This window comes from Rhodopseudomonas sp. NSM (assembly GCF_052445935.1).
GTDB lineage: Bacteria > Pseudomonadota > Alphaproteobacteria > Rhizobiales > Xanthobacteraceae > Rhodopseudomonas.
In genome coordinates this window covers 324,149-346,027 of the sequence record NZ_JBQTCH010000005.1, presented here as the reverse complement: position 1 = coordinate 346,027, position 21,879 = coordinate 324,149, and the positions used below count along the sequence as shown (strand labels likewise).

General features: G+C 64.5%; 19 protein-coding genes and 1 tRNA gene. 8 read left to right on the top strand and 12 right to left on the bottom strand.

Features of this window, described 5'->3' with window-relative positions; translation table 11 throughout:
- The first annotated feature begins 1 nt into the window (after nt 1).
- Nucleotides 2–481, top strand: a complete 480-nt coding sequence (locus ACTZWT_RS15535; RefSeq protein WP_444770571.1) for a hypothetical protein — start codon at nt 2–4, stop codon at nt 479–481.
- Nucleotides 482–502: 21 nt separating this feature from the next.
- Here the strand turns inward: ACTZWT_RS15535 and ACTZWT_RS15530 are convergent, their stop codons facing one another.
- From ACTZWT_RS15530 to ACTZWT_RS15510, 5 genes are all read right to left on the bottom strand, one after another.
- Nucleotides 503–832, bottom strand: coding sequence for a hypothetical protein (locus ACTZWT_RS15530; RefSeq protein WP_444770570.1), 330 nt, complete (start codon nt 830–832; stop codon nt 503–505).
- Entirely contained in the window at nt 801–1,517 is a 717-nt protein-coding gene (locus ACTZWT_RS15525; RefSeq protein ID WP_444770569.1) for a nucleotidyltransferase domain-containing protein, read from the bottom strand. Before ACTZWT_RS15525 ends, ACTZWT_RS15530 begins: the two co-directional genes overlap by 32 nt.
- Nucleotides 1,514–2,401, bottom strand: coding sequence for a pentapeptide repeat-containing protein (locus ACTZWT_RS15520; protein ID WP_444770568.1), 888 nt, complete (start codon nt 2,399–2,401; stop codon nt 1,514–1,516). Before ACTZWT_RS15520 ends, ACTZWT_RS15525 begins: the two co-directional genes overlap by 4 nt.
- Before the next feature lie 99 nt (nt 2,402–2,500).
- Nucleotides 2,501–2,788, bottom strand: coding sequence for a Fis family transcriptional regulator (locus ACTZWT_RS15515; protein WP_444770567.1), 288 nt, complete (start codon nt 2,786–2,788; stop codon nt 2,501–2,503).
- Nucleotides 2,785–3,267: a type II toxin-antitoxin system RelE/ParE family toxin gene (locus ACTZWT_RS15510; RefSeq protein WP_444770566.1), complete on the bottom strand. Its 483-nt coding sequence runs from the start codon at nt 3,265–3,267 to the stop codon at nt 2,785–2,787. The genes ACTZWT_RS15515 and ACTZWT_RS15510 overlap by 4 nt, the downstream gene beginning before the upstream one ends.
- A gap of 778 nt (nt 3,268–4,045) precedes the next feature.
- On the opposite strand from ACTZWT_RS15510, the gene ACTZWT_RS15505 reads away from it, so the two are divergent.
- Together ACTZWT_RS15505 and ACTZWT_RS15500 are read left to right on the top strand one after the other, a co-directional pair.
- Nucleotides 4,046–4,456, top strand: coding sequence for a hypothetical protein (locus ACTZWT_RS15505; protein ID WP_444770565.1), 411 nt, complete (start codon nt 4,046–4,048; stop codon nt 4,454–4,456).
- Nucleotides 4,457–4,698: 242 nt separating this feature from the next.
- On the top strand, nt 4,699–4,872 hold the full coding sequence (locus tag ACTZWT_RS15500) for a hypothetical protein (protein ID WP_444770564.1): 174 nt from the start codon (nt 4,699–4,701) through the stop codon (nt 4,870–4,872).
- Between the two features lie 84 nt (nt 4,873–4,956).
- Here the strand turns inward: ACTZWT_RS15500 and ACTZWT_RS15495 are convergent.
- Both ACTZWT_RS15495 and ACTZWT_RS15490 read right to left on the bottom strand, forming a co-directional pair.
- Nucleotides 4,957–5,030 (bottom strand) — tRNA-Cys (locus ACTZWT_RS15495).
- 120 nt (nt 5,031–5,150) lie between these two features.
- Complete coding sequence (locus tag ACTZWT_RS15490; RefSeq protein ID WP_444770563.1) at nt 5,151–5,924, bottom strand: exodeoxyribonuclease III; 774 nt, start codon at nt 5,922–5,924, stop codon at nt 5,151–5,153.
- Nucleotides 5,925–6,009: 85 nt separating this feature from the next.
- Here ACTZWT_RS15490 and ACTZWT_RS15485 point away from each other — a divergent pair, with 85 nt between their 5' ends.
- Complete coding sequence (locus ACTZWT_RS15485; protein ID WP_444770562.1) at nt 6,010–6,177, top strand: hypothetical protein; 168 nt, start codon at nt 6,010–6,012, stop codon at nt 6,175–6,177.
- Nucleotides 6,178–6,181: 4 nt separating this feature from the next.
- Here ACTZWT_RS15485 and ACTZWT_RS15480 read toward each other — a convergent pair whose 3' ends face one another.
- The 5 genes from ACTZWT_RS15480 to ACTZWT_RS15460 form a co-directional block, all read right to left on the bottom strand.
- Nucleotides 6,182–6,913 carry a tRNA-uridine aminocarboxypropyltransferase gene (locus ACTZWT_RS15480; RefSeq protein ID WP_444770561.1) on the bottom strand — a complete coding sequence of 244 codons (732 nt, stop codon included), beginning with the start codon at nt 6,911–6,913 and terminating at the stop codon, nt 6,182–6,184.
- Between the two features lie 11 nt (nt 6,914–6,924).
- Entirely contained in the window at nt 6,925–10,038 is a 3,114-nt protein-coding gene (locus ACTZWT_RS15475; protein WP_444770560.1) for an efflux RND transporter permease subunit, read from the bottom strand.
- Nucleotides 10,038–13,163 carry a multidrug efflux RND transporter permease subunit gene (locus tag ACTZWT_RS15470; RefSeq protein WP_444770559.1) on the bottom strand — a complete coding sequence of 1,042 codons (3,126 nt, stop codon included), beginning with the start codon at nt 13,161–13,163 and terminating at the stop codon, nt 10,038–10,040. Before ACTZWT_RS15470 ends, ACTZWT_RS15475 begins: the two co-directional genes overlap by 1 nt.
- Before the next feature lie 67 nt (nt 13,164–13,230).
- Entirely contained in the window at nt 13,231–14,643 is a 1,413-nt protein-coding gene (locus ACTZWT_RS15465; RefSeq protein ID WP_444770558.1) for an efflux RND transporter periplasmic adaptor subunit, read from the bottom strand.
- A complete protein-coding gene (locus tag ACTZWT_RS15460; RefSeq protein ID WP_444770557.1) occupies nt 14,633–16,081 on the bottom strand; it encodes an efflux transporter outer membrane subunit in 1,449 nt (482 codons plus the stop codon). The genes ACTZWT_RS15465 and ACTZWT_RS15460 overlap by 11 nt, the downstream gene beginning before the upstream one ends.
- A 432-nt stretch (nt 16,082–16,513) precedes the next feature.
- Between ACTZWT_RS15460 and ACTZWT_RS15455 the strand changes: the two genes are divergently transcribed.
- The 4 genes from ACTZWT_RS15455 to ACTZWT_RS15440 all read left to right on the top strand — a co-directional run bounded on the left by ACTZWT_RS15455 (nt 16,514) and on the right by ACTZWT_RS15440 (nt 21,117).
- Nucleotides 16,514–17,824 (top strand): NAD(P)/FAD-dependent oxidoreductase, encoded by a 1,311-nt coding sequence (locus ACTZWT_RS15455; protein WP_444770556.1) that lies wholly within the window; start codon nt 16,514–16,516, stop codon nt 17,822–17,824.
- A gap of 2 nt (nt 17,825–17,826) precedes the next feature.
- Nucleotides 17,827–18,675 carry a DUF1365 domain-containing protein gene (locus tag ACTZWT_RS15450; RefSeq protein WP_444770555.1) on the top strand — a complete coding sequence of 283 codons (849 nt, stop codon included), beginning with the start codon at nt 17,827–17,829 and terminating at the stop codon, nt 18,673–18,675.
- Between the two features lie 48 nt (nt 18,676–18,723).
- Complete coding sequence (locus tag ACTZWT_RS15445) at nt 18,724–19,953, top strand: class I SAM-dependent methyltransferase (protein ID WP_444770554.1); 1,230 nt, start codon at nt 18,724–18,726, stop codon at nt 19,951–19,953.
- 126 nt (nt 19,954–20,079) lie between these two features.
- The gene (locus ACTZWT_RS15440) at nt 20,080–21,117 is read left to right on the top strand and encodes a cysteine synthase A (RefSeq protein WP_444770638.1); all 1,038 of its coding nucleotides are present in this window, start codon (nt 20,080–20,082) and stop codon (nt 21,115–21,117) included.
- The last annotated feature ends 762 nt before the right edge of the window (nt 21,118–21,879 follow it).

Genomic DNA, 21,879 nt, shown 5'->3' with positions numbered 1-21,879 from the left:
CATGACCAAAAGCGACGGCGAAGATGAACTGAAATCTGTTCTGAGAGATGCCAAGGCGATCGCAATACGGTACTACGATCTCACAGAAAAGCCGCTGGGCGTAACTGGAGAGGTGGCCGAGTACGAAGCTGCCGAAAAGCTTGGCCTGACGCTCGCTGCGGCGCGCACACCCTGCTACGATGCATATCGAGATTTGACTTCAGGTCGGGTGACGTTTCAGATCAAGGGACGCGCTGTATCTCGCCACGACCCGTACAAAGGACGCATTTCAAAAATCAACTGCAATGGCGACTTCCATGCCGTGCTGTTGGTGCTACTCGACAAATCATCATACGAAACGATCGAGATATGGGAGGCCGGGAAAGACGCCGTCGTGGAGCGACTGAAACGGCCGGGATCACGCGCGAGAAACGAGCGCTCATCTCTTGCAATTTCGCAGTTCAGATCGATCGCGCAGCGCGTCTGGCCGGCGGGAGATTGAAATTCTATTGCGGGCTAAAAGTCACCGAGCCATCGACATCGCTTTCGAAAGCATTACGCGAAGGTCATCAAGAGCGCCGGCCATCGCTCTACCTTCCTTATCGAATACATCCCGGCTGTGATCGGCGATCAATTCGGCACGCTTCGAAATTTCAATCAGGAGGTCATGGACCAAATCAACTTCATTGCCGCAACCGGCCTCACGAGCGCGAACCTGCCATGCGTCGATAGCATCGCCTGTCATTCCGGCAAGGGGAGCGAGTCTTCCAAATCTTTGGTTGACGTGTGTGAGGAACTCCCGCTCCAGTTCCACGCGATTCTCAAACCGCGTTCTGCGCGTATTGCCGTCCATTTTCCTTCCTTATGAGCAATCCTTCCAGCTCATCTAGCCAAGGATCGAGCCTCCTGTAGACGTCCAGAATGTAGGGAACCGTCGCACTATGCGGGGGCAGACGGCCCCGCTGGCTGGCCATTCGACAGTGCATGGCCGCGTCGAACTCTTCAACTGAAATCGGGCACTTGCGAAGACCTTTGAGGTTGAAGACAGAATAGCGAGAAAAATCAGGCGCTTCACACAATTCCCATGATGCCGCCATCGAGATATTTCGTAGGCAGACGTATACGAGACCAGCTTCGTAGGCGGCATTGACGGCGCTTTGTTGAACCTGCGGGGGTATCCCCCGGAGAATCGCACGAAAGGAGCGAACATCCGCAAGACACTCTCTGTATGGTGTCGGCGTGCCCAGTGTGGGTAGAAATCGACTTGGATCGAACAACGGCACAGTCTCCCGAGAGAGATGCCAAGCAAAGAGCTCGCCATTGTGAAACATCTCTGTGACACGCGCGGCTCCGTACCATGAGATCGAGGGCTTCAAAGAAGCATACTGCAATGGCACCAACTTGAGCACATCAACTTCAGCAACCTTGCCGCGATTGTTTTCGACAACCGCGAGAATATCTAGATCGCTGAGAGGATCGGCCTGCCCCCGCCCTACGGAACCAAAGATGTACGCGGCGATGAGACTTCCGGTACTCATCGGTGCGATATCGATTTGTAGAGTACGGAAATAAACAGACCGATATAGACGTACCGCAAAATGACTGCGGCATAGTCGACCACCACAAAGCCTTGAAACTGCTCGTCAGGCACCATGTCTAGGAAAAGCCGGAGCACGTAGGTGAGTACATTTAAGCCCCCGATAGTGTTGTCCCAGCCTACGCGTGGCATAACACTCCAGAAGTTTACAAAACCCAGCGCCACGAGAGTAACTAGACAACTGCCTAGCAACCGCCACGGCTTCTCACCGTGCCCCCACACAAGACCGTTTAAATTGAGCCAGAGCAACTTCAGGCCGGCATGCGCGCGTGCAGCAAAGGTCGGGTACTTATTCCGGTAGTAGGTATCGAACCCGCTCATAGCGTATGAATAGTGGCGCTTTGTCGCTTCGATCTCCTGCAAGACAAGGAAGCCGACATTCTCATAGTCGCCGACCTCAATGGCGTTCGCTTTCAGGTTACTAAGGCTCTCCCGACGAATGTTCGGCTCGGCGGGAAGTGAAGCGACAAATTCACGCACCTCAAGCAAACACTCATGAAAATGCGCAAACTTGAGGTCACATCTGTAGAAGTTCGCGCTCTTGAAATTGCATTCATGGAATCGCGCCCCGTCAAAGCGGCAGTTCACAAAACGTGCATCGCGGAAATAGGCTCTCTCGAAATTCGAATAGCGGAAGTCGCAATTCTCAAAAACAGTCTTGAGAGCATTAAAATCCACGAAATCTCTGTTACGCCAATCTGCTCCAACAACCTTCTTATGCGACACGACCACGCGCCGAACCAAATCAAGCGAAGGCAGTGTGTCTCCTGCTAAGATTGGGGGTTCTGTCGCGATTACTACTGGCGTGTTCGATTGGTCGTTCATTGTGTGGTATTCCAGTCGGAAAACTATGATCGAATTCTGGCTCGTAGCAAAATACATAATCAAATTGTAACTCAGATTGTGCAGATTATTAAGAGACGTCTACACCAACTCCATCCGGAGCTCTCGTCCGACGATATGCGCCGCGCGCTGGAGGCTTTCGATGGTGGCGTTGCCATTGTTGGGATCAAGCAGCCGGTCGAGCTGGGCGCGGCTGGTCTTCATCAGCTCGGCCATCCGCTTCTTGGTGAGTTTCTGCTTCTTCATTTCGGCAGAAAGTTGCATCGCGATCACGGATTTGATCGCGGAAACGGTTACCTCCTCGCGAAGGCCGGTCTCGTCGAGCCAACTTTCGAAGCTGGATCCGACATGCCTGTTCTTCTTCGTCATGACCGCACCTCTTTCATTCGCTGCTTCGCCAATGCCAGATCATCCGCCGGCGTCTTCTGCGTCTTCTTGATGAACGCATGCAGGGCAATCAGCATCCCCTCATAGAACCCGAACAGGACCCTGGCCTCGCGGCGGCTTTTCAGGGTCGAGCGAACCTCCCACAGCCCGCCGCCCAAGGGCCGGCACACCGGCAACCCGACCGGCCAGCCGAACTGCACCCTGGCGATATCCCGACCAACCACCTTCTGATCCTCGCGGGAAAGCTCGTTCAGCCAGCCGCGCACCGGCTCCTGCCCGGACGATGATCGCCAGAACCGCAAGGGGATCGGTTTCGGATCCTGTTTGTCTGATGAATGTATCATATAAGATACACGGAAGGCAAGGAAAGAAATAGAGAGGATAGGATATTTATCCTGCGCTAACTCGGCAATCTGTATCCGTCCGATTGACAAATTGGCGAGTTCTAAGCTGTCGGACACTTCGACCCCGAATGGGCCAAAAGACCCTGGGATCGGCTTAGGGGCATCCATTGGATGAAGGTATCATATATGATGCACTCACTATCGCGAGCTCCGGGGCGTCCGACAGCGTTTGAACGGACCTGTTTTGCGCCCTTTCGAGTGCATCGCACGGCAGCGCTTCTGGCTGAAAGGAATCAAAAATGGCTCTACGGGCCGGGCCTTGAGGGATTTTCACCTTGCGAAAGAGGTCCGAACATTTCAGTCATGCCCCGAAGTATCTGCAAAGTCTGGCAAACTTCCGATCGCGGCGACATGAGTCGGGTTCTAAGTTCATCCACGAACCTGAGCCAACATCTTTTTCATCGCCGTCGATCTGGTGGCCGTCGGTCGACGATGGCGATCAATGTTGCGCGATATCGCAACCGACTTGCGCCTGGTCGAGCCGCAAATCACTGAACTGCGTCGGGTCACCCATATCCGTCGGATCACTCATCTGCGCCGCGCGTTGCGCCGATAGAGACGCGCGGTTTCGCGCTATCCGCCTCTCGACGACACCTGACCCGCGACCGGCAACGTCCGCGCTCCGCAAGCGTCGCACGACGAGTTGGCTGCGCGGATCCAGCGCGGCGGATCGGCTCACCCTGGCGGCAAGCCCACGGCATGCGTTGCTGATCACCAGCTGACTGCTCACGCCGCAGTGAATCGGCCCTGCTGCATCGCAGGAACCTCTCTCCCTGCATCACGTTGCGTCGCTATCGGGATCGACGTGATCAAGATCATCAACAGGAGACCCTCCATGATTCGATCAATCGCTATTGCCGCTGCTGCAGCCACCGTTGCGCTGGCCATCGCCACCCCCGCCTCGGCGCAGCGCGCCGCGCAGTATCCGGGCGCCTGTTCGCAGATGTATCCGAACGCCGACTGCCGCGGCTACAACATGAACAGCCCCTACAACGGCACTTACCAGGCACGTCGTGACTATCGCGACAGCAATGCGTTCTGGCCCGGCAACGTCGCGGCTGGCGTGGTCGGCGGCGCGATCGGCGCGGCGGGCGCGATCGCCACCGCGCCGTTCCAGACCGGGTACCAGCAGGGTTACGGCTGGAACGGCGGCGTGACCGAGGCTTATGCCCGGCGCAACGGCTTCGTCTGCATGCCGGGCACCACCTTCCGCGGCGAAGACGGCCGGATGCATCTCTGCCAGTAAGCATCGCGCAAGCGCTGCGAGCGAAAGCCGTCCCTCGCGGGGCGGCTTTTTGCTATGCGCGCCGTTTCAACGCCGGCAGAGCCCATCGCGGCAACGAAGTATCAACCATAATCGATTGATTCCGCAGCGCCCGACCGAGCCTCCAGCTCTGATCGAATCAGCGGGATCGATAAAATTCGAACGATCGGTTCAACCTGAACCCAAAACGTGTTCGGCACAGTGCGGCTCGACAGGAGCCGACCATGAGTGAAGCCGAATACGCCCGCCTGCTGGACGACGTCAGCCACGCTTTCGCCGAAGGCGATCAGGATAATGCCCGCGTGGCAGGCCAGGTGACGTCGATGCGCCGCGCCGCCAACGACAATCAGATCGAATGGCCGCTGATCCCGTTCCCGTCCGACTTTCACGCGTCCTGAAAACACGGCGACGCGTCCGATCAGGCGACTGTTGTCGCCTGCCCGCTCCGACCGTTGATCTCGCTGGAATTCGGCTGGGATGGTTGGAGGCCACGTCGGGAATCGAACCCGAGTAAACGGTTTTGCAGACCGGCGCGTAACCACTCCGCCACGTGGCCCCAACGGCCGACTTCTATAGGCCCGGAGCCGCAGAGGCAACAGCCTCGCTCCAGACCGATGCGACGGGGCTGCCGCGCCCGCCTCTCCTGCCGTCATGCCGCGCTGTCGGTCGCGCCGCGCTATTTCAGCACGATCCAGGCCGGCGCATGGTCGCTGGCGTCCGGCATGCCGCGGATCGCGCGGTCCACGCTGCCACGCGCCAGCCGCTGCGCGCTGGCCGGGTCGAGCAGCAGATGATCGATCCGCAGTCCGGCGTCGCGCTCGAACCGGTTTCGCCAGTAGCTCCAGAAGGTGTACGGCGCCTGCTCGGGATGCAGCGCGCGCAGCGCGTCGGTCCAGCCCTGCTTCAGGAGGGCCGCGAACAGCGCCCGTGGCTCCGGCTGCACCAGCGCGTCCTTGTCCCATGACCGGGTCGGGTAGATGTCGGCCGGCGTCGGCGCCACGTTGAAATCGCCGGCGAGAACCACCGGCACGCCGCTTTTCAGCAGCGTGGCCGCATGCCGATTGAGCCGCTTCATCCAGGCGAGCTTGGCGTCGAATTTCGGCCCGGGCTGCGGATTGCCGTTCGGCGCGTACAGGCAGCCGACGATGATTCCGGCGACGGCGGCTTCCAGATAGCGGCTCTGCAGATCCCTGGCGGCGCCCGGCAAGGCCCGGCGGGTGACCACGATCTCGGCGCGCTTGCGGGCGAGAATCGCGACGCCGTTCCAGCTCTTCTGACCGACCCAGGCGGCGGAGTAGCCCGCCTTGCGCAGCGCCGCCTCCGGGAAGTCGTCCTGCGTCGCCTTCAGCTCCTGCAGGCAGACGATGTCGGGCCGCGCCGTCTTCAGCCAGCCGAGCAGCAGCGGCAGCCGCTTGTTGACGTTGTTGACGTTGAAGGTGGCGATCTTCACCGGCATCTCCTCGCAAGCATCCCTGCGCAGGCGGGAACGCCGGCCCCCGGCTGCAGTTGCTTTGCTGTCAACGCAGGAGGCCACAATGTCCAAGGACGACGATCAACCCACCCCGGTCGCGGGCCGCGCGGCCACCGTCACCCCGGCGGCGACCAAGAGCCAGCAGCAGGCGCCCGGCACCGGCGACAATCCGTCGCCCGGGGCCGCCAAAGACGCAGCCGCAGCCAAGCGCGAGGCCGAAGACAAAGGATAGCGCGTCAGCCGCGCTTCTTGCGCCGATAGTCCCGCTTCTTCGGCTTCGGCGCCAGCTCCGGCATCTCGGCCTGAACCTCACGATAGCGCGCCAGCATGCGGTCGAAGGCGGCGAGCAGCACCTTTTCGATCTCCGGCCGATGCTGCAGCCGGCTCAGCAGCAACGCGGCGGCTTCCAGCGTCGACAGGCCGTCGCTGCGCGGCTCCTTGCGTAGCTTGCCGTAGCGCGACGGTGCGGCCGGATCGAGGATCACGCGCTGGCATTTCAGCATCCAGGCATTGCGCCACCACAGCGCCTTGGCCTGGCTCCAGGTGCCGTCGAGCAGGATCACACCCTCGATGTCGTCGAGGATGTCCTCCTGAAACGGCTCGGCCTGGCCCTTGCGGTCGATCGCGATGATCTCGGCGCCGGTGGCGAGCTCCGACGCGCGCGCCGAACCGAGATACAGCACCGCCCAGCGCGACGGGTCGCGCACCGGGCGGCCGAGCGCCTTCGACAGGCTCGGCCACGACAGCCCTATCTTCACCACGGCATTGCTGAAATGCTGCGCGGCCAGCCGCGCGCTGCCGAGCCCACGGTCCTGCTCCTGCGGATGCTGCAGGATCAGAAGCTGAATCTTGCTCGTGAGCGGCTCGACGCTGTCGCAGATGCACAGCGGCTGCGGCTTGCCGCAGCGCGCGCATTCGGGGATCGGCTCGGCGAGCGGAACGGCGCGAGGTGTCGGATCGGTTGCCATGCGTTTGCCGCCTATTCCGCCGGCACGGCGACGGGCGCGGGCTTTCGCCTGCGCCACTGCCGCGCCCGGTCGATCAGCAGATAGATCACCGGCGTAGTGTACAGCGTCAGCACCTGCGACACCAATAATCCGCCGATGATGGTGATGCCGAGCGGCCGGCGCAGCTCGGTGCCTGGCCCGACCGCGACCACCAGCGGGATCGCGGCGAACAACGCCGCCAGCGTGGTCATCAGGATCGGCCGGAAGCGGACGATGCAGGCCTCGAAGATCGCGTCCGCGGACGACATCCCGCGCATGCGTTCGGCCTCCAGCGCAAAATCCACCATCATGATTCCGTTTTTCTTGACGATGCCGATCAGCATGATGATGCCGACGAATGCGATCACCGTCAGTTGCGTGCCGGTGACCAAAAGCGCCAGCAGTGCGCCGAGACCGGCGGAGGGCAGCGTGGAAATGATCGTCAGCGGATGCGCAAGGCTCTCGTAGAGCACGCCGAGCACGATGTACATCGCAATCAAAGCGGCGAGCAGCAGCAGCGGCTGCTTGCTCGAGGCGGCGCCGAAATCGCCGGCCGTGCCGTCGAACGAGCCACGGATGCCTTCCGGCATGTGCAGTTCGTCGACCGCGCGCTGGATATTGGCGGTCGCGTCCTGCAACGGCACATCCGGCAGCAGGTTGAACGACACCGTGGTCGAGGGGATCGACTGCGAGTGAAACACCGCGAGCGGCGACAGCCCGCGTCTGGCTTTCACCACCGCCGACAGCGGCACCTGCGCGCCATCGGCGCCGGCGACGAAGATCCGATCCAGATCGGTCGGGTCGTTCTGGAATTTCGGATCGATCTCCAGCACCACCTGATACTGGTTGCGCTGGGTGTAGATCGTCGCGATCTGACGCTGCGAGAACGCGTTGTTGAGCGCGTTGTCGATGTCCTGGACCGATACGCCGAGCCGCGACGCCATGTTGCGGTCGATCGACAGCGTCAGTTCGAGGCCGCCGTCGTCGCGGTCGCTGGAGACGTCGGTGATACCCTCCACCGTCTGCATCCGCTTGGAGATGATCGGCGCCCATTTCTGCAACAGATCGAGGTCCGGGCTGGCGATGGTGTACTGATAATTGGAGTCGCTCTGCCGCCCGCCGGCGCGCAGGTCCTGTGCGGCGAACATGAACAGCCGGATGCCGGCGACCTGGCCGAGCTGGCGGCGCAGCCGGTCGATCACCTGCTGGGTCGTGACGCCCGCGCGCTCGGCCGACGGCTTCAGATTGATGAACATCGTGCCGCGATTGGAGCCGCCGCCGCCCGGGCCGCCACCGCCGCCCAGCACCGAGCCGACGCCCTGCACCGCCGGATCGGCCATCACGATGTCGGCGAGCTGTTCCTGCAGCTTGCGCATCGCCTGAAACGAGACGTCGGCCGAAGCGCGCGTCGATCCGATCACGAAGCCGGAATCGTCGATCGGGAAGAAGCCCTTCGGCACCTTGACGTAGAGCGTCACGGTCAGCGCGATGGTGGCGAAAAACACCAGCATGGTGAGACCGGGAAAGCCGAGCACCGCGCGCAGCGTCCAGGCATAGAACCCGACGATGCGGTTCAGCGTGCCGTCGAAGGCGCGGTCGTACCAGTTGGGCTTGCGCGGCGTCGTCTCGGCGCGGATGAAATGCGCGCAGATCATCGGCGTCACCGTCAGCGACACCACGGTCGACACCACGATCGCATAGGTCAGCGTCAGGGAGAATTCGCGCAAGAGCCGGCCGACCAGCCCGTCCATGAAGATCAGCGGCGCGAACGCCGCGACCAGCGACAGGCTGATCGACAGAACAGTGAAGCCGATCTGCCTGGCGCCTTCCGTCGCTGCGCGCATCGGCTCCATGCCGCGCTCGAGATTGCGATACATGTTCTCGATCATCACGATGGCGTCGTCGACGACGAAGCCGACCGCGATCGCCATCGCCATCAGCGACAGATTGTTGATCGAAAAGCCGGTCAGCCACATCCCGGCGCAGGTGCCGGCGAGCGCCAGCGGCACCGAGACGCCGGCGGCGATCGTCGGCGTCAGCCGGCGCAGGAAGGTCAGCACCACCACCATCACCAGCACGGCGGTCGCCAGCAGCGTCCACAGCATGTCGTCGACGCTGGCGCGGATCGTGCCGGTGCGGTCGGTGACGACCGAGATATCGACCGACGCCGGCATCCAGCGCTTCAGCTCGGGCAACAGCGCCTTCACGCGGTCGACCGTCTCGATCACGTTGGCGTCGCCCTGCTTGGTGATCTGGATCAGCACCGCGGGCTGCTTGTTGTACCAGGCGATCTGCCGACGGTTGCGGGTGGCATCGGACACCGTGGCGACGTCCGACAGCCGCAGCGTGTTGCCGCCGGTGCTCTTGACCACAATGTCACGGAATTGCGCCGCGGTCCGCATCTGCGGATTGGTCGCGATCGTCTCGCTCTGGCGGTCGCCGTCGAAAGTGCCGACCGGACCGACCGGATTGGCGTTGACGATCGCGGTGCGGACGTCCTCGGTGGCGATGCCCGCATTCGACAGCGCCACCGGGTTGAGCGCGATCCGCACCGCCGGCTGGTCGGCGCCCGAGACGGTGACGTCGCCGACGCCGGGCACCTGCGAGATCCGCTGCGCCAGCACGGTGTCGGCGACGTCGTAGATCGCGCTCACCGGCATCGTCTTCGAAGTCAGCGCCAGGATGAACACCGGCGCCGCCGCCGAGTTGAACTTGCGGAATTTCGGCAGCGTCGGCAGATCGGTCGGCAGGTCGCTGATCGAGGCGTTGATCGCCGCCTGGACGTCGCGCGCCGCCTTGTCGATGTTGCGGCCGATCGAGAACTGCAACTGGATCCGCGTCGTCCCGAGCGAACTGGTCGAGGTGATCTTGTCGAGGCCCGCGATCTCGCCGAGCCGCCGCTCCAGCGGTGCGGCGACGGTCGCGGCCATCACCGAGGGCGCTGCGCCCGGCCGCGACGCCGTCACCATCACCATCGGGAAATCGACATTGGGAATCGCCGCCACCGGCAGGAAGGCGTAGGATACCAGGCCGAGCAGAAACAGGCCGATCGCCAGCAGCGTGGTGCCGACAGGTCGGGCGATGAACGGCCCGGACATCGAGGCCATCAGCGCGTCTCCTCCGCCGGGCCGGCCAGCGGCGGCGACGGCGTCGCCGGCGGCAGTGCGCGCTCGAACCGGCGGTTGATCCGGTCGAGCGCGAGATAGATCACCGGCGTGGTGTAGAGCGTCAGCAACTGGCTGAGCAGCAGGCCGCCTATGATCGAGATGCCGAGCGGAAACCGCAACTCGGAGCCGGTGCCGCTTTCGACCGCGAGCGGCAGCGCGCCGAACAGCGCCGCCAGCGTCGTCATCATGATCGGGCGGAAGCGCAGCAGGCAGGCCTGCACGATCGCGTCGTAGGACGACATCCCCTTGTGCCGCTCCGCCTCCAGCGCGAAGTCGATCATCATGATGGCGTTCTTCTTGACGATGCCCATCAGCAGAATGATGCCGATCAGTCCGATCACCGAGAGGTCCTGCCCGAACAGCATCAGCGCCAGGATGGCGCCGACGCCGGCCGAGGGCAGCGTCGACAGGATGGTGATCGGATGGATGAAGCTCTCGTACAGAACGCCGAGCACGATGTAGATCGTCACCAATGCTGCGAGAATCAGCCAGGGCTGGCCGGACAGCGATTTGGAAAACTCCGCGGCGTCGCCAAAAAATTCGCCGACGATGCTTCCGGGCATTCCGATCCGGGTCTCGATCACCCTGATCTCTTCGACCGCCTCGCCGAGCGACGCGCCGGGCGCGAGATTGAAGCTGAGCGCGACCGAGGGGAATTGCGCCTGATGCGAGATCGACAGCGGCGCCGTGGTTCGCTTCAGCTCCGCGACCGCCGACAGCGGCACCTGCGCGCCGTCGGTGCCGGGCACATACAGCTTCGACAGGATCGAGGGATCCTTCTGGTAGACCGGCATCGCCTCCAGCACCACACGATACTGGTTGGCCTGGCCGTAGATCGTCGAGATCTGCCGCTGCGCGAAGGCGTCGTTCAGCGTGTCGTTGATCGCCTGGATGCTGACGCCGAGCTGTCCGGCGCGCTGCCGGTCGATGTCGAGCATGGCGCGCAGGCCCCGCTCCTGCGCTTCCGACGAGACGTCGCGGAACAGCGGATCGTCGCGCAACTCGGCGACCAGCTTCGCGGCCCATTCCGACACCACGGCCGCATCGGTCGCGGTGAGCGTATACTGGTACTGCGAGCGGCTGGCCTGGGTCGATATCTGCACGTCCTGCACGGCCTGGAAGTACACCGTCATGCCGGGGATCGACGCCACCCGCTGCTTCAGCCGCTCGATCACCTCGCCGACGCCGGCCTTGCGCTCGCCGCGCGGCTTCAGCGTCATCACCAGCCGGCCGACATTGGTGGTCGGATTGACCGGGCCGGCGCCGATCACCGAGACCACGCCGATCACGTCGGGATCGGCCTTGATCGCGTCGGCGGCCTCGGTCTGGCGCGCCTGCATCTCGGCGAAGGAGACGTCCTGCCCGGCCTCGGTCACGGCGGTGATCGATGCGGTGTCCTGCAGCGGCAGGAAACCCTTCGGTGCGATCACGTAGAGCACAAGCGTCGCCACGATGGTGAGGAACGTCACCACCAGCGTCGCGCGCTGATGCTTCAGCACCCAGAGCAGGCTGCGGTGATAGGCCTCTGCGCCGCGGTCGATCCACCCGGTGATGGCGGCAAGGCCGGGCACCTGCCGCTCCTCGCGCGCGTGCTTGAGCAGCCGCGAGCACATCATCGGCGTCAACGTCAGCGACACGATCGCCGAGGTCACCACCGCGATCGTCAGCGTCAGCGCGAACTCGCGGAACATCCGGCCGACCAGGCCGGACATGAACAGCAGCGGGATGAACACCGCGATCAGCGACATCGTCAGCGAGATCACGGTGAAGCCGATTTCGGAGGCGCCGGACAGTGCCGCCTGCATCGGGTTCTCGCCCTCTTCCATGTGGCGGACGATGTTCTCGATCATCACGATGGCATCGTCGACGACGAAGCCGGTGCCGATCGTCAGCGCCATCAGCGACAGATTGTCGAGGCTGAAGCCGGCGAAATACATCACGCCGAACGAGGTGATCAGCGACAGCGGCAGTGCCACCCCGGCGATGATCGTCGCCCGCATCGAGCGCAGGAACAGCAGCACCACCAGCGTCACCAGTCCGACGCTGAGCAGCAGCGTGAACTGCACGTCGTTGACCGACGCGCGGATCGTCTCGGTGCGGTCGCTGACCACAGTGAGCTTGACGCCGGCCGGAATGATCCGCTGCAGCTTGGGGATCTCGGCGCGGATGCCCCGGACCACGTCGATGACGTTGGCGCCCGGCTGACGCTGGATGTCGAGGATCACCGACGGCGTGCCTTGGTACCAGGCGCCGGTACGGTTGTTCTCCAGCCCGTCCAGGATGTTGGCGACGTCGCCGATCGTCACCGGCGAGCCGTTGCGATAGGCGACGATGATCGGCTTGTAAGCCTCCGCGGTGGCGATCTGGTCGTTGGCGGCGATGGTGTAGGCCTGCTGCGCGCCGTCGAGCGAGCCCTTCGGGCCCGAGACATTGGCGCCGGCGATCGCGGTGCGCAGGTCTTCCATCGAGATGCCGTAGGCGGCGAGCCGGGCGAGATCGGCCTGCACCCGCACGGCCGGCTTCAATCCGCCGAGCACCGCGACCCTGCCGACGCCGCTGATCTGCGCCAGCCGCTGCGCCAGCATGGTGTCGGCGATGTCGCTCATCGCCCGCAGCGATGCGGTCGTCGAGGTCAGCGCCAGCGTCATCACCGGGGCGTCGGCCGGGTTCACCTTGGCGTAGGTCGGGGGATACGGCAGGTTCTTCGGCAGGATGCCGGCGGCGGCGTTGATCGCCGCCTGGACGTCCTGGGTCGCGCCGTCGATGTCGCGGTTGAGGTCGAACTGCAGCGACACCTGGCTGACGCCGAACGACGAGGTCGAAGTCATCGCCGTCAGCGACGGGATCTGCCCGAGCTGCCGCTCCAGTGGCGCGGTGATCAGCGACGCCACCACGTCGGGGCTCGCGCCAGGCAGCCGGGTCGAGACCTGCACGGTCGGGAAATCGACCTGCGGCAGCGCCGACACCGGCAGCGAGAAATAGCCGAGCAAGCCGCCGAGCAGCAGCGCCACGCCGAGCAGCGAGGTCGCGATCGGGCGCCGGATGAACGGCTCGGAGACGCTCATGCTCTTATCCTCAGCGCGACGGCTTCGTGTATTCACATCGGCTATTCACATCGGCTGCGGCAAAGGCTCACTGCGCCCTCGCCGCCCCCGACGATTGGGCGGCCGCGGCCGGAGCCGCCTGCCCGCTCTGTCCCTGTGTGCCTGCGCCGCCCTCGCCACCGCGCCGCTTGCTTTTCTCGGCGGCGCTGCCTTCGCCTTGCTTGGCCGGCTCGCCGGGCGGGCCGCTGCGGCGATTGCGCGGCGCGAGATCGACGGTCGGCGTCTGGCTGCCGTCGCCGATCCTGACCTTGGCGCCCTCGGACAGATTGGCGAAGCCGGTGGTGACGACACGATCCGCGGGCGTCAGCCCGCTGGCGATGACCGCTTCGGTCTCGTTCTGCTGCGTCACCTTGATGGGCCGCGCATGGGCCACATTGTCCTGATCGATGACGTAGCTGAACGTCCCCGCCGGCCCGCGCTGAACCGCCGAGGTCGGCACCACCACGACCTGGTTCAGCGTCTCGACCTTGAGCCGGACGTTGACGAATTGCCCTGGCCAGAGCTGAAATCTGGCGTTCGGAAATTCCGCCTTCAGCTTCACCGTGCCGGTGGTCTGATCGACCTGATTGTCGATCCCCCTGAGAATGCCGGTGTCGATGACGGTGACGCCGTCATTGCCGAACACGTCGACCGGCAGCGTGCCGCTGGCCGAGGCGGCGTTGACGCGCACGATCTGCTGCTGCGGCAGGCTGAACTGCACCGCGATCGGCTGCAATTGCGTGATCACGACGATGCCGGTGGCGTCGGCGGACTTGACGATGTTGCCCTTGTCGACCTGGCGCAGGCCGGCGCGGCCAGAGATCGGCGCCACCACCTTGGTGTAGCCCAGCGTCGCAGCCGCATTGTCGATCGCCGCCTGGTCGGAGCGCACCAGCGCCTCGAGCTGCGCCACGGTCGCCTTCTGGGTGTCGGCCTGCTGCTTGGAGCCGGCGTTCGAGGCCGCGAGCTGCTGATAGCGGGCGAGATCGATCCTGGCGTTGGCGAGCTGCGCCTCGTCCTGCGCCTTCTTCGCCACCGCCTGATCGTATTGCGCCTGATAGATCGCCGGATCGATTTCGGCGAGCACATCCCCGGCCTTGACGTCCTGGCCCTCAGTGAAATTCACCGCGACCAGCTTGCCGTCGACCTGGGCGCGGACGGTGACGTTGGCGAGCGCCTTCACCGAGCCGACGCCGTCGAGATACACCGGCACGTCCTTCACCGCCGGGGTCGCCGCCAGCACCGGCACCGCCATATCGAGCCGCGGTCCGCCACGACCGACCACAACCGGCTTGGTCTGGAACGCGGTCCAGGCGATATAGCCGAGCCCGGCGAGGATGATCGCCGTCACCAGCAGCGACACCGTCCGCCGCCGCCCGCGCGACGCAAGACTCTTCGCGCCGGCACTCTTCGCGCCGGCCCCGGTGCCGGACGCGTCGTCGGTCTCCGGCTTAAAGAGCATTGAGCGGTCTTTCCATCCTCGGCTCCCAGCCGCCCCCGAGCGCCTGAAACAGGCTGACGATCGCCAGATAGCGCGCCAATTGCGTCTGGATCAGCGCATCCTCAGCCGTAAATAGTGTCAGTTGCGTGTTGAGAACAGTCACGATGTCGGCGGTACCGGCACGTAGTTGCTGTTCGGCGAGACCGAAGGCGCGCCGCGACGAAGCCACCACCTGCCGCTGCAGCCGCAGCCGCTCGGTGTTCTGCTTGATCGATTCGAGCGCGTTGTCTACGTCGGCGAAGGCCGACACCACGGTCTTGCGATAGGTCTGCAGTAATTCGTCCTGCTGCGCCCGGGTCAGATCGAAATTGCCCTGGATACGGCCGCCGTCGAAGATCGGCTGCGTCAGCCCGGCGGCGAGGCTGGAGAACGTCGCCTGCGGCGTGAACAGCGACGCCAGCACCGTGCTCTGATAGCCGCCCTGCCCGGTCAGCTGGATGCTCGGGAAGAACTGCGCCCGCGCGCTGCCGACATTGGCGGTGGCGGCGGCGAGCTGCGCCTCCTGGCGGCGGATATCGGGCCGCTGCGTCAGCAGCTCGGACGGCATCCCCGGCGTCACCCGTGGCGACGAGATCCTGTTCAGCGAGCCGCCTATGATCTTCACGCTTTCCGGCGGCCGCGACACCAGCGTCGCCAGCGTGTGGATGTTCTGCGCCAGCGTGAGCTGCAACGGCGGCACCGCGGCGCGCTGATTCGCCAGCACGCTCTCCTGCTGGGCGACGTCGAGATCGCTGCCGGTGCCGGCGGCGAGCCGCTGCTTGATGGCGTCGAGAATGCGCTGCGCGCTGGCGATGTTTTCGCGCGAGGTGCGGATCCGGTCCTGCGACGCCAGCACCTGGAAATAGGCGTTGGCGACGCTCGCCATCGTCGTCAGCGCGACGACGTCGCGGTCGAAACGGGTCGCCGTGGCGGTCTCTTCCGCCGCCAGCGCGGCGTCGTGATTCTTGCCCCAGAAGTCGATTTCGTAGCTCGCACTCAGCGACGCCGAATAGGTCGCATAGCGGCGGCCGGCGATCGTGGTGTTGGTGATGTTGCTGCCGGACGTCTTGTTCTGCGAACCGCTGCCGTTGCCGGTCAGCGACGGCAACAGCGCAGCCCCGGTGATCCGCGCCTGGGCATCCGCCTGCAGGATCCGCGCGGTCGCGGCGGCGATATCCAGATTGACGCTCTGCGCCTCTTCCATCAGTTGGGTCAGTTCGGGCGAACGAAAGCCGCGCCACCAGTCGAGCGCCGGCGGCGCATCGACCGTTTTCAGCGACGCCGTCTTGTAGCGTGGCGGCAGATCCAGCGCCGGGTCCGGCAGATCCTTGGTCAGGATGCAGCCACCCGCGCTGAGGACGAGCGCCGAGGCGGCGACCATCCTCACGGACCGACCAAGGTAACGCAATGTGGTGCTCATACCGGCCGCGGTCCATCCACCGGCGCGGCGTTTCGCCACGCACCCCGCCCCGGAATGGAGCCCGGTGCTCGACGCCACTTGCCAGCTATTTGCAAAACGATCACCGGAGAATGCTTTCTCGAAGCCCAGGCTCATTCTAGCTGCAGGAATTGACGCCGCACAGGGCCGTCCGCTCTGGACCTGGTGACAGGATGGCGGCCCCAAGGCGACAATGTCGACTGCCGATAGCGAAGATCGCCTTATTCCATGGGGCTCTACCCAACTTGACGGGTTTGGCGAATACGGCAAAGCTTACAAAGATTTCATCTGATTGTTGCCCGCCTGTGGATCCGACACTGCCCGCTCGCCCCGTCCAGGCACTTTCGAACGTGCTGAAACTCCTGCGGCGCCCCGTCGTAGCTCGGGAACCAGCGGGCTAAGGGGGCTTAGAGAATGCGCGTCGCAGTTGTTGGAACGGGAATCGCAGGCAATGCCGCCGCTTGGGCACTGTCGTCGCGATATCCCGTGACGGTCTATGAGCGCGAGTTGCGCGCGGGGGGCCACAGCCACACCATCACCATCGACTACGGCGGCACCCAGGTCCCGGTCGACATCGGCTTCATCGTCTATAATCAGCTCAACTATCCCGACCTCACCGCGCTGTTCGCGCATCTCGGCATCGAGACGGTCGAGAGCTGCATGAGTTTTGCGGTCTCGGCCGATTCCGGCCGATTCGAATGGAAAGGCGGCGGCGACAACTGGCTCGACACTGCGCGCGGTCTGTTCGCGCAACCGAGCAATCTGCTGTCGCCGTCTTATCTCAAGATGCTCCGCCATATCCTGGTGTTCAACGAGCAGAGCGTCGCCGACTTCAAGTCCGGGGCGCTGGCGGGGCTGTCGCTCGGCGAATATTTCACCAGCCGCAAATTCGCGCCGCGGCTTCTCACCGACTATCTCGCGCCGATGGGCGCTGCGATCTGGTCGGCGCCCGCGGCGGAGATCCTCGACTTTCCCGCCGAGAATTTCGTCGCCTTCTTCAATAATCATCGGCTGCTGCATTACGAGCGTCCGATCTGGCGCACCGTCAAGGGCGGCAGCGCGCGCTATGTCGAGAAGCTGACCGCGGGCTTCGAGCATCTCCGGCTCGGTGCGGCGGTGACGGCGATCGAACGCTCGCCGAAGGGCGTGATCGTGCGCGACAGCCTCGGCCACGCCGACGTCTACGATCACGTCGTGATCGGCGCCCACAGCGACCAGGCGCTGGCGATGCTGGCCGATCCCAGCGACGAGGAGCGCGATATCCTCGGCGCGATCGGCTATGCGCCGAATCTGGTCTATCTGCACCGCGATCCGCGGCTGATGCCGAAGCGCAAGCGCGCCTGGGCGTCGTGGAACTTCCTGCGCTGGCAGCGCGAAGGCTCGCCGGTCAACGACGTCGCGGTGACCTATTGGATGAACCGGCTGCAGGGCATCGACGATTCCAAGCCGCTGTTCGTCAGCCTCAATCCGCCTTTCGCGCCCGATCCGGCCTTGACCTTCGGCCGCTATGACTGCGACCATCCGCAATACACCGCCGCGGCCTTCGCCGCGCAGCGCCGGATCGGCGAAATTCAGGGCCAGCGCCGGACCTGGTTCTGCGGCGCATGGACCGGCTACGGCTTCCACGAGGACGGGCTGCGTTCCGGCCTCGCCGTCGCCGAAAATCTGGGGGCGCCGGTGCCGTGGCGAGCGCCGCGCCCCGAAATCCGGGAAGCCGCGGAATAGTCATGCCCCATCCCGCCGACACAGCGCCAGCGACCACCGGCGGCCCGCCCGCCGCCGCGACGCTGTATTTCGGCGATGTGATGCATGCCCGGCTGAAGCCGATGGGCCATCGCTTCAACTACCGGGTGATGTCGCTGCTGATCGACCTCGACCGGTTGTCCGAGGCGGACCGGATGACGCCGCTGTTCGGCGTCAACCGCCGCGCGCTGTACAGCTTCTACGAGAAGGATCACGGCGACCGCGACGGCGGAACGCTGCGCGGCTATGTCGAGCGCTGCGCGGTGGCGCAGGGCGTCGATCTCACCGGCGGCCGGGTGCTGCTGCTGACCTATCCGCGCCTGTTCGGCTACACCTTCAATCCGCTGTCGGTGTATTTCTGCTATGGCGCCGACGGCGCTCTGGCGATGGTGGTCTACGAAGTCCGCAACACCTTCGGCGACATCCATTCCTATACACTGCCGGTGAGGCCCGGCGAGATCACCGCAGCCGGGCTGCGCCAGGCGCAGGACAAGCTGTTCTACGTCTCGCCCTTCATCGAGATGGCGATGCGCTACCATTTCCGCGTGTCGCCGCCCGGCGACGCGGTGAAGATTCGCATCCTGGAGACCGACGCCACCGGTCCGCTGCTCTCCGCCACCTTCAACGGCCGTCGCCGGCCGCTGTCGACCGTATCGCTGCTGCGCGCCTTCGTCGCGTTGCCGCTGATGACGATGAAGGTGATGGCGGCGATTCACTGGGAAGCGCTGCGGCTGTGGATCAAAGGTGCGCGATTGGTGCCGCGTCCACCTGCTCCGCCGCCATCGAGCGGCTTTGCAGCGCGGCCTCATGATGCTTATAGTAATCACACGTGAGCCCAGCGTTTCCATCTGTCCGACCTGGGCGAGATCGATGGAATTGAAATGTCCGAGCTGGTGTTGCTGACCCCTGAGAATGTCGATGCGAAGCTCGCCGGGCTGCCGCGTGTGGTGCGGATGGCGCTGGCGTTCGGGGCGCGGCTGCGACGCGGCACGCTGGACGTCACCCTGCCCGACGGCAGGCGGTTCCGCATGGGCGGCGCCGAGCCCGGCCCCGCCGCGGAAATGCGGCTGCACAATTACGCTTTCGCCTCCCGCTTGATCAACGGCGGCGACATCGGCATCGCCGAGGCCTATCTGGCCGGCGATTGGGACACACCGGACCTCACCCAGTTCCTGTATCTGTTCTGTGTCAATCACGAACTGATCCAGGCGATGCTCGGCGAGAATCCGATGATGCGCTTCGTCCAGGTGGTCCGGCACTGGTTCAACCGCAACACCAAGCGGCAGGCGCGGCGCAACATCTACGCGCATTACGACATCGGCAACGCGTTCTATTCGGCCTGGCTCGATCCGAGCATGACCTATTCCTCGGCGCTGTTCGAGGACCACACCCACGACCTCACCGCGGCGCAGATCAACAAATATCAGCGGCTCGCCGAGGCAATCGATCTGCGGCCGGGCCAGAGGGTGCTCGAGATCGGCTGCGGCTGGGGCGGTTTCGCCGAATATGCCGCGAAGAATTTCGACGCCCGCGTCGTCGGCCTCACCATCAGCAAGGAACAGCGCGACTTCGCCCAGGAGCGGATGCAGCGCGCCGGCCTCGCCGACAAGGTCGAGATCCGGCTGCAGGACTACCGCGACGAGCGCGGCCAATACGACCGCATCGCCTCGATCGAGATGATCGAGGCGGTCGGCGAGCAGTTCTGGCCGCGCTATTTCTCACAATTGCGCGACCGGCTGCTGCCCGGCGGCCTGGTCGGGATCCAGGCGATCACGATTCAGGACCGCTTCTTCCAGGCCTATCGCCGCGAGGTCGATTTCATCCAGCGCTACGTGTTCCCCGGCGGGATGCTGCCGTCGCCGGAGATCCTGAAATCGCTCGGCGACAGGTTCGGCGTGCCCGTCATCCGCGAGCGCATCTTCGGAGAAGATTATGCCAAGACGCTCGCGACCTGGAGAGACAATTTTCGCGCGGCGTGGCCGACCCTGACGCCGCTCGGCTTCGACGACCGCTTCCGCCGGCTGTGGGAGTACTACCTCGCTTATTGCGAGGCCGGATTCCTCTCCGGCAATATCGACGTTCGCCAGGTGGTGTTCGCCAAGACGGGCTGAGACGCGGGGCGATCACCGACCCGAAGATGCCTGCTGCTGCGCACTGATGCGGCAGGGTCGCCTTGTATCGGGCGGCCGCGTCACCTAGGTTGTGATCCCGCAACCGAACGTCAGCTTCCGGACATGATGATCATCAAGAACGACGTCGTCGACGCCATCGGCAACACGCCCCTGATCAAGTTGAAGCGCGCTTCGGAGGCGACCGGCTGCACGATCCTCGGCAAGGCCGAGTTCATGAATCCGGGCCAGTCGGTGAAGGACCGCGCGGCGCTGTTCATCATCAAGGATGCGATCGCGCGCGGCGCGCTGCGTCCCGGCGGCGTCGTGGTCGAAGGCACCGCGGGCAACACCGGGATCGGGCTGGCGCTGGTCGCCAACGCGCTCGGCTTCCGCACCGTGATCGTGATCCCGAACACGCAGAGCCAGGAAAAGAAGGACATGCTGCGGCTGTGCGGCGCCGAACTGATCGAGGTCCCGGCGGTGCCCTACGCCAATCCGAACAACTACGTGAAACTGTCCGGCCGGCTCGCCGAACAATTGGCGAAGACCGAACCGAACGGCGCGATCTGGGCCAATCAGTTCGACAACGTCGCCAACCGGCAGGCGCATATCGACACCACGGCGCCGGAGATCTGGAATCAAACCGACGGCAAGATCGACGGCTTCGTCGCCGCTGTCGGCTCCGGCGGCACGCTAGCCGGCGTCTCGATCGGGCTGAAGCAGAAAGACCCGAAGATCCGCGCCGTGCTCGCCGACCCGATGGGCTCGGCGCTGTACAATTACTACAAGAACGGCGCGCTGAAATCCGAAGGCTCATCGATCACCGAAGGCATCGGCCAGGGCCGCATCACCGCCAATCTCGACGGCGCGGTGATCGACGACGCCTATCAGATCCCCGACGAGGAAGCGGTCGCGATCGTCTACGATCTGCTCGAGCACGAGGGCCTCTGCCTCGGCGGCAGCAGCGGCATCAACGTCGCCGGCGCGATCCGCCTCGCCAGGGATCTCGGCCCCGGCGCCACCATCGTCACCATTCTGTGCGACTATGGCAGCCGCTATCAGTCGAAACTGTTCAACCCGGACTTCATGCGCAGCAAGAATCTGCCGGTGCCGGAATGGATGGAGACGAAGAGCACGATCGCGGTGCCGTTCGCGGCGGTGTGAGCGCGCAGCAGGAGTGCGACAACTCGCTCTCCAAAGCGACTGCTGATCCTCAAAAACCTCTCGGCCGTCATTCCGGGGCGCGAGCGCAGCTCGCGAACCCGGAATCCCGAGGTTATTGCGCGAAGACAGGATGAACAGCTCGAGATTCCGGGCTCGCCGCTCCGCGGCGCCCCGGAATGACGAGCGAGAGGGTCCCCATCCGTCATGCGCGGGCTTGACCCGCCTGCGGGGCCGAAGCCCCTTCGGCGCGGCGAAGGCCCGCGCATCCATCGCGCGCGATCGCTCTTGACAAAATTCCTATTATGATTATAGTCCGCGTTGTCCTGTCCGTGAGGGGCGCTTCGCGAGGCGTCGTACAAGCGGGACAGATCGGACGGGCCGGATAACCGGCCCCGATGATAGTTCGATCAAGCCGGCATGCGCCGGTGGAGTCGAACGGACGCGGCGTCCTGCGCGTTGCGGCTCGCACCCGCACGTCCGGGAGGCAGAGGTCACCGTCCGCCGCTACTACGAGCGGCTGCCGCTTTCGTGGCTGGACGGGCGCAGCAAGGCCGGGGAGATCCCGCACCGCTGTGCTCCCGGAAGAACGGTCCCGATGCCCAAAATCGCCGCGGTGGGCGCGCCGGAGCGGCGTTGCGCGATGGTCCGCAAACCATCGCGACACTCACCACAACCCGCGCCGACCGGCGCGCCCCCGCCCCTCGCTGTGACAGCGACGGGTGCAAACCTCGGGCTCAGCGGAGCCGCGAGAGTAATTCGTCA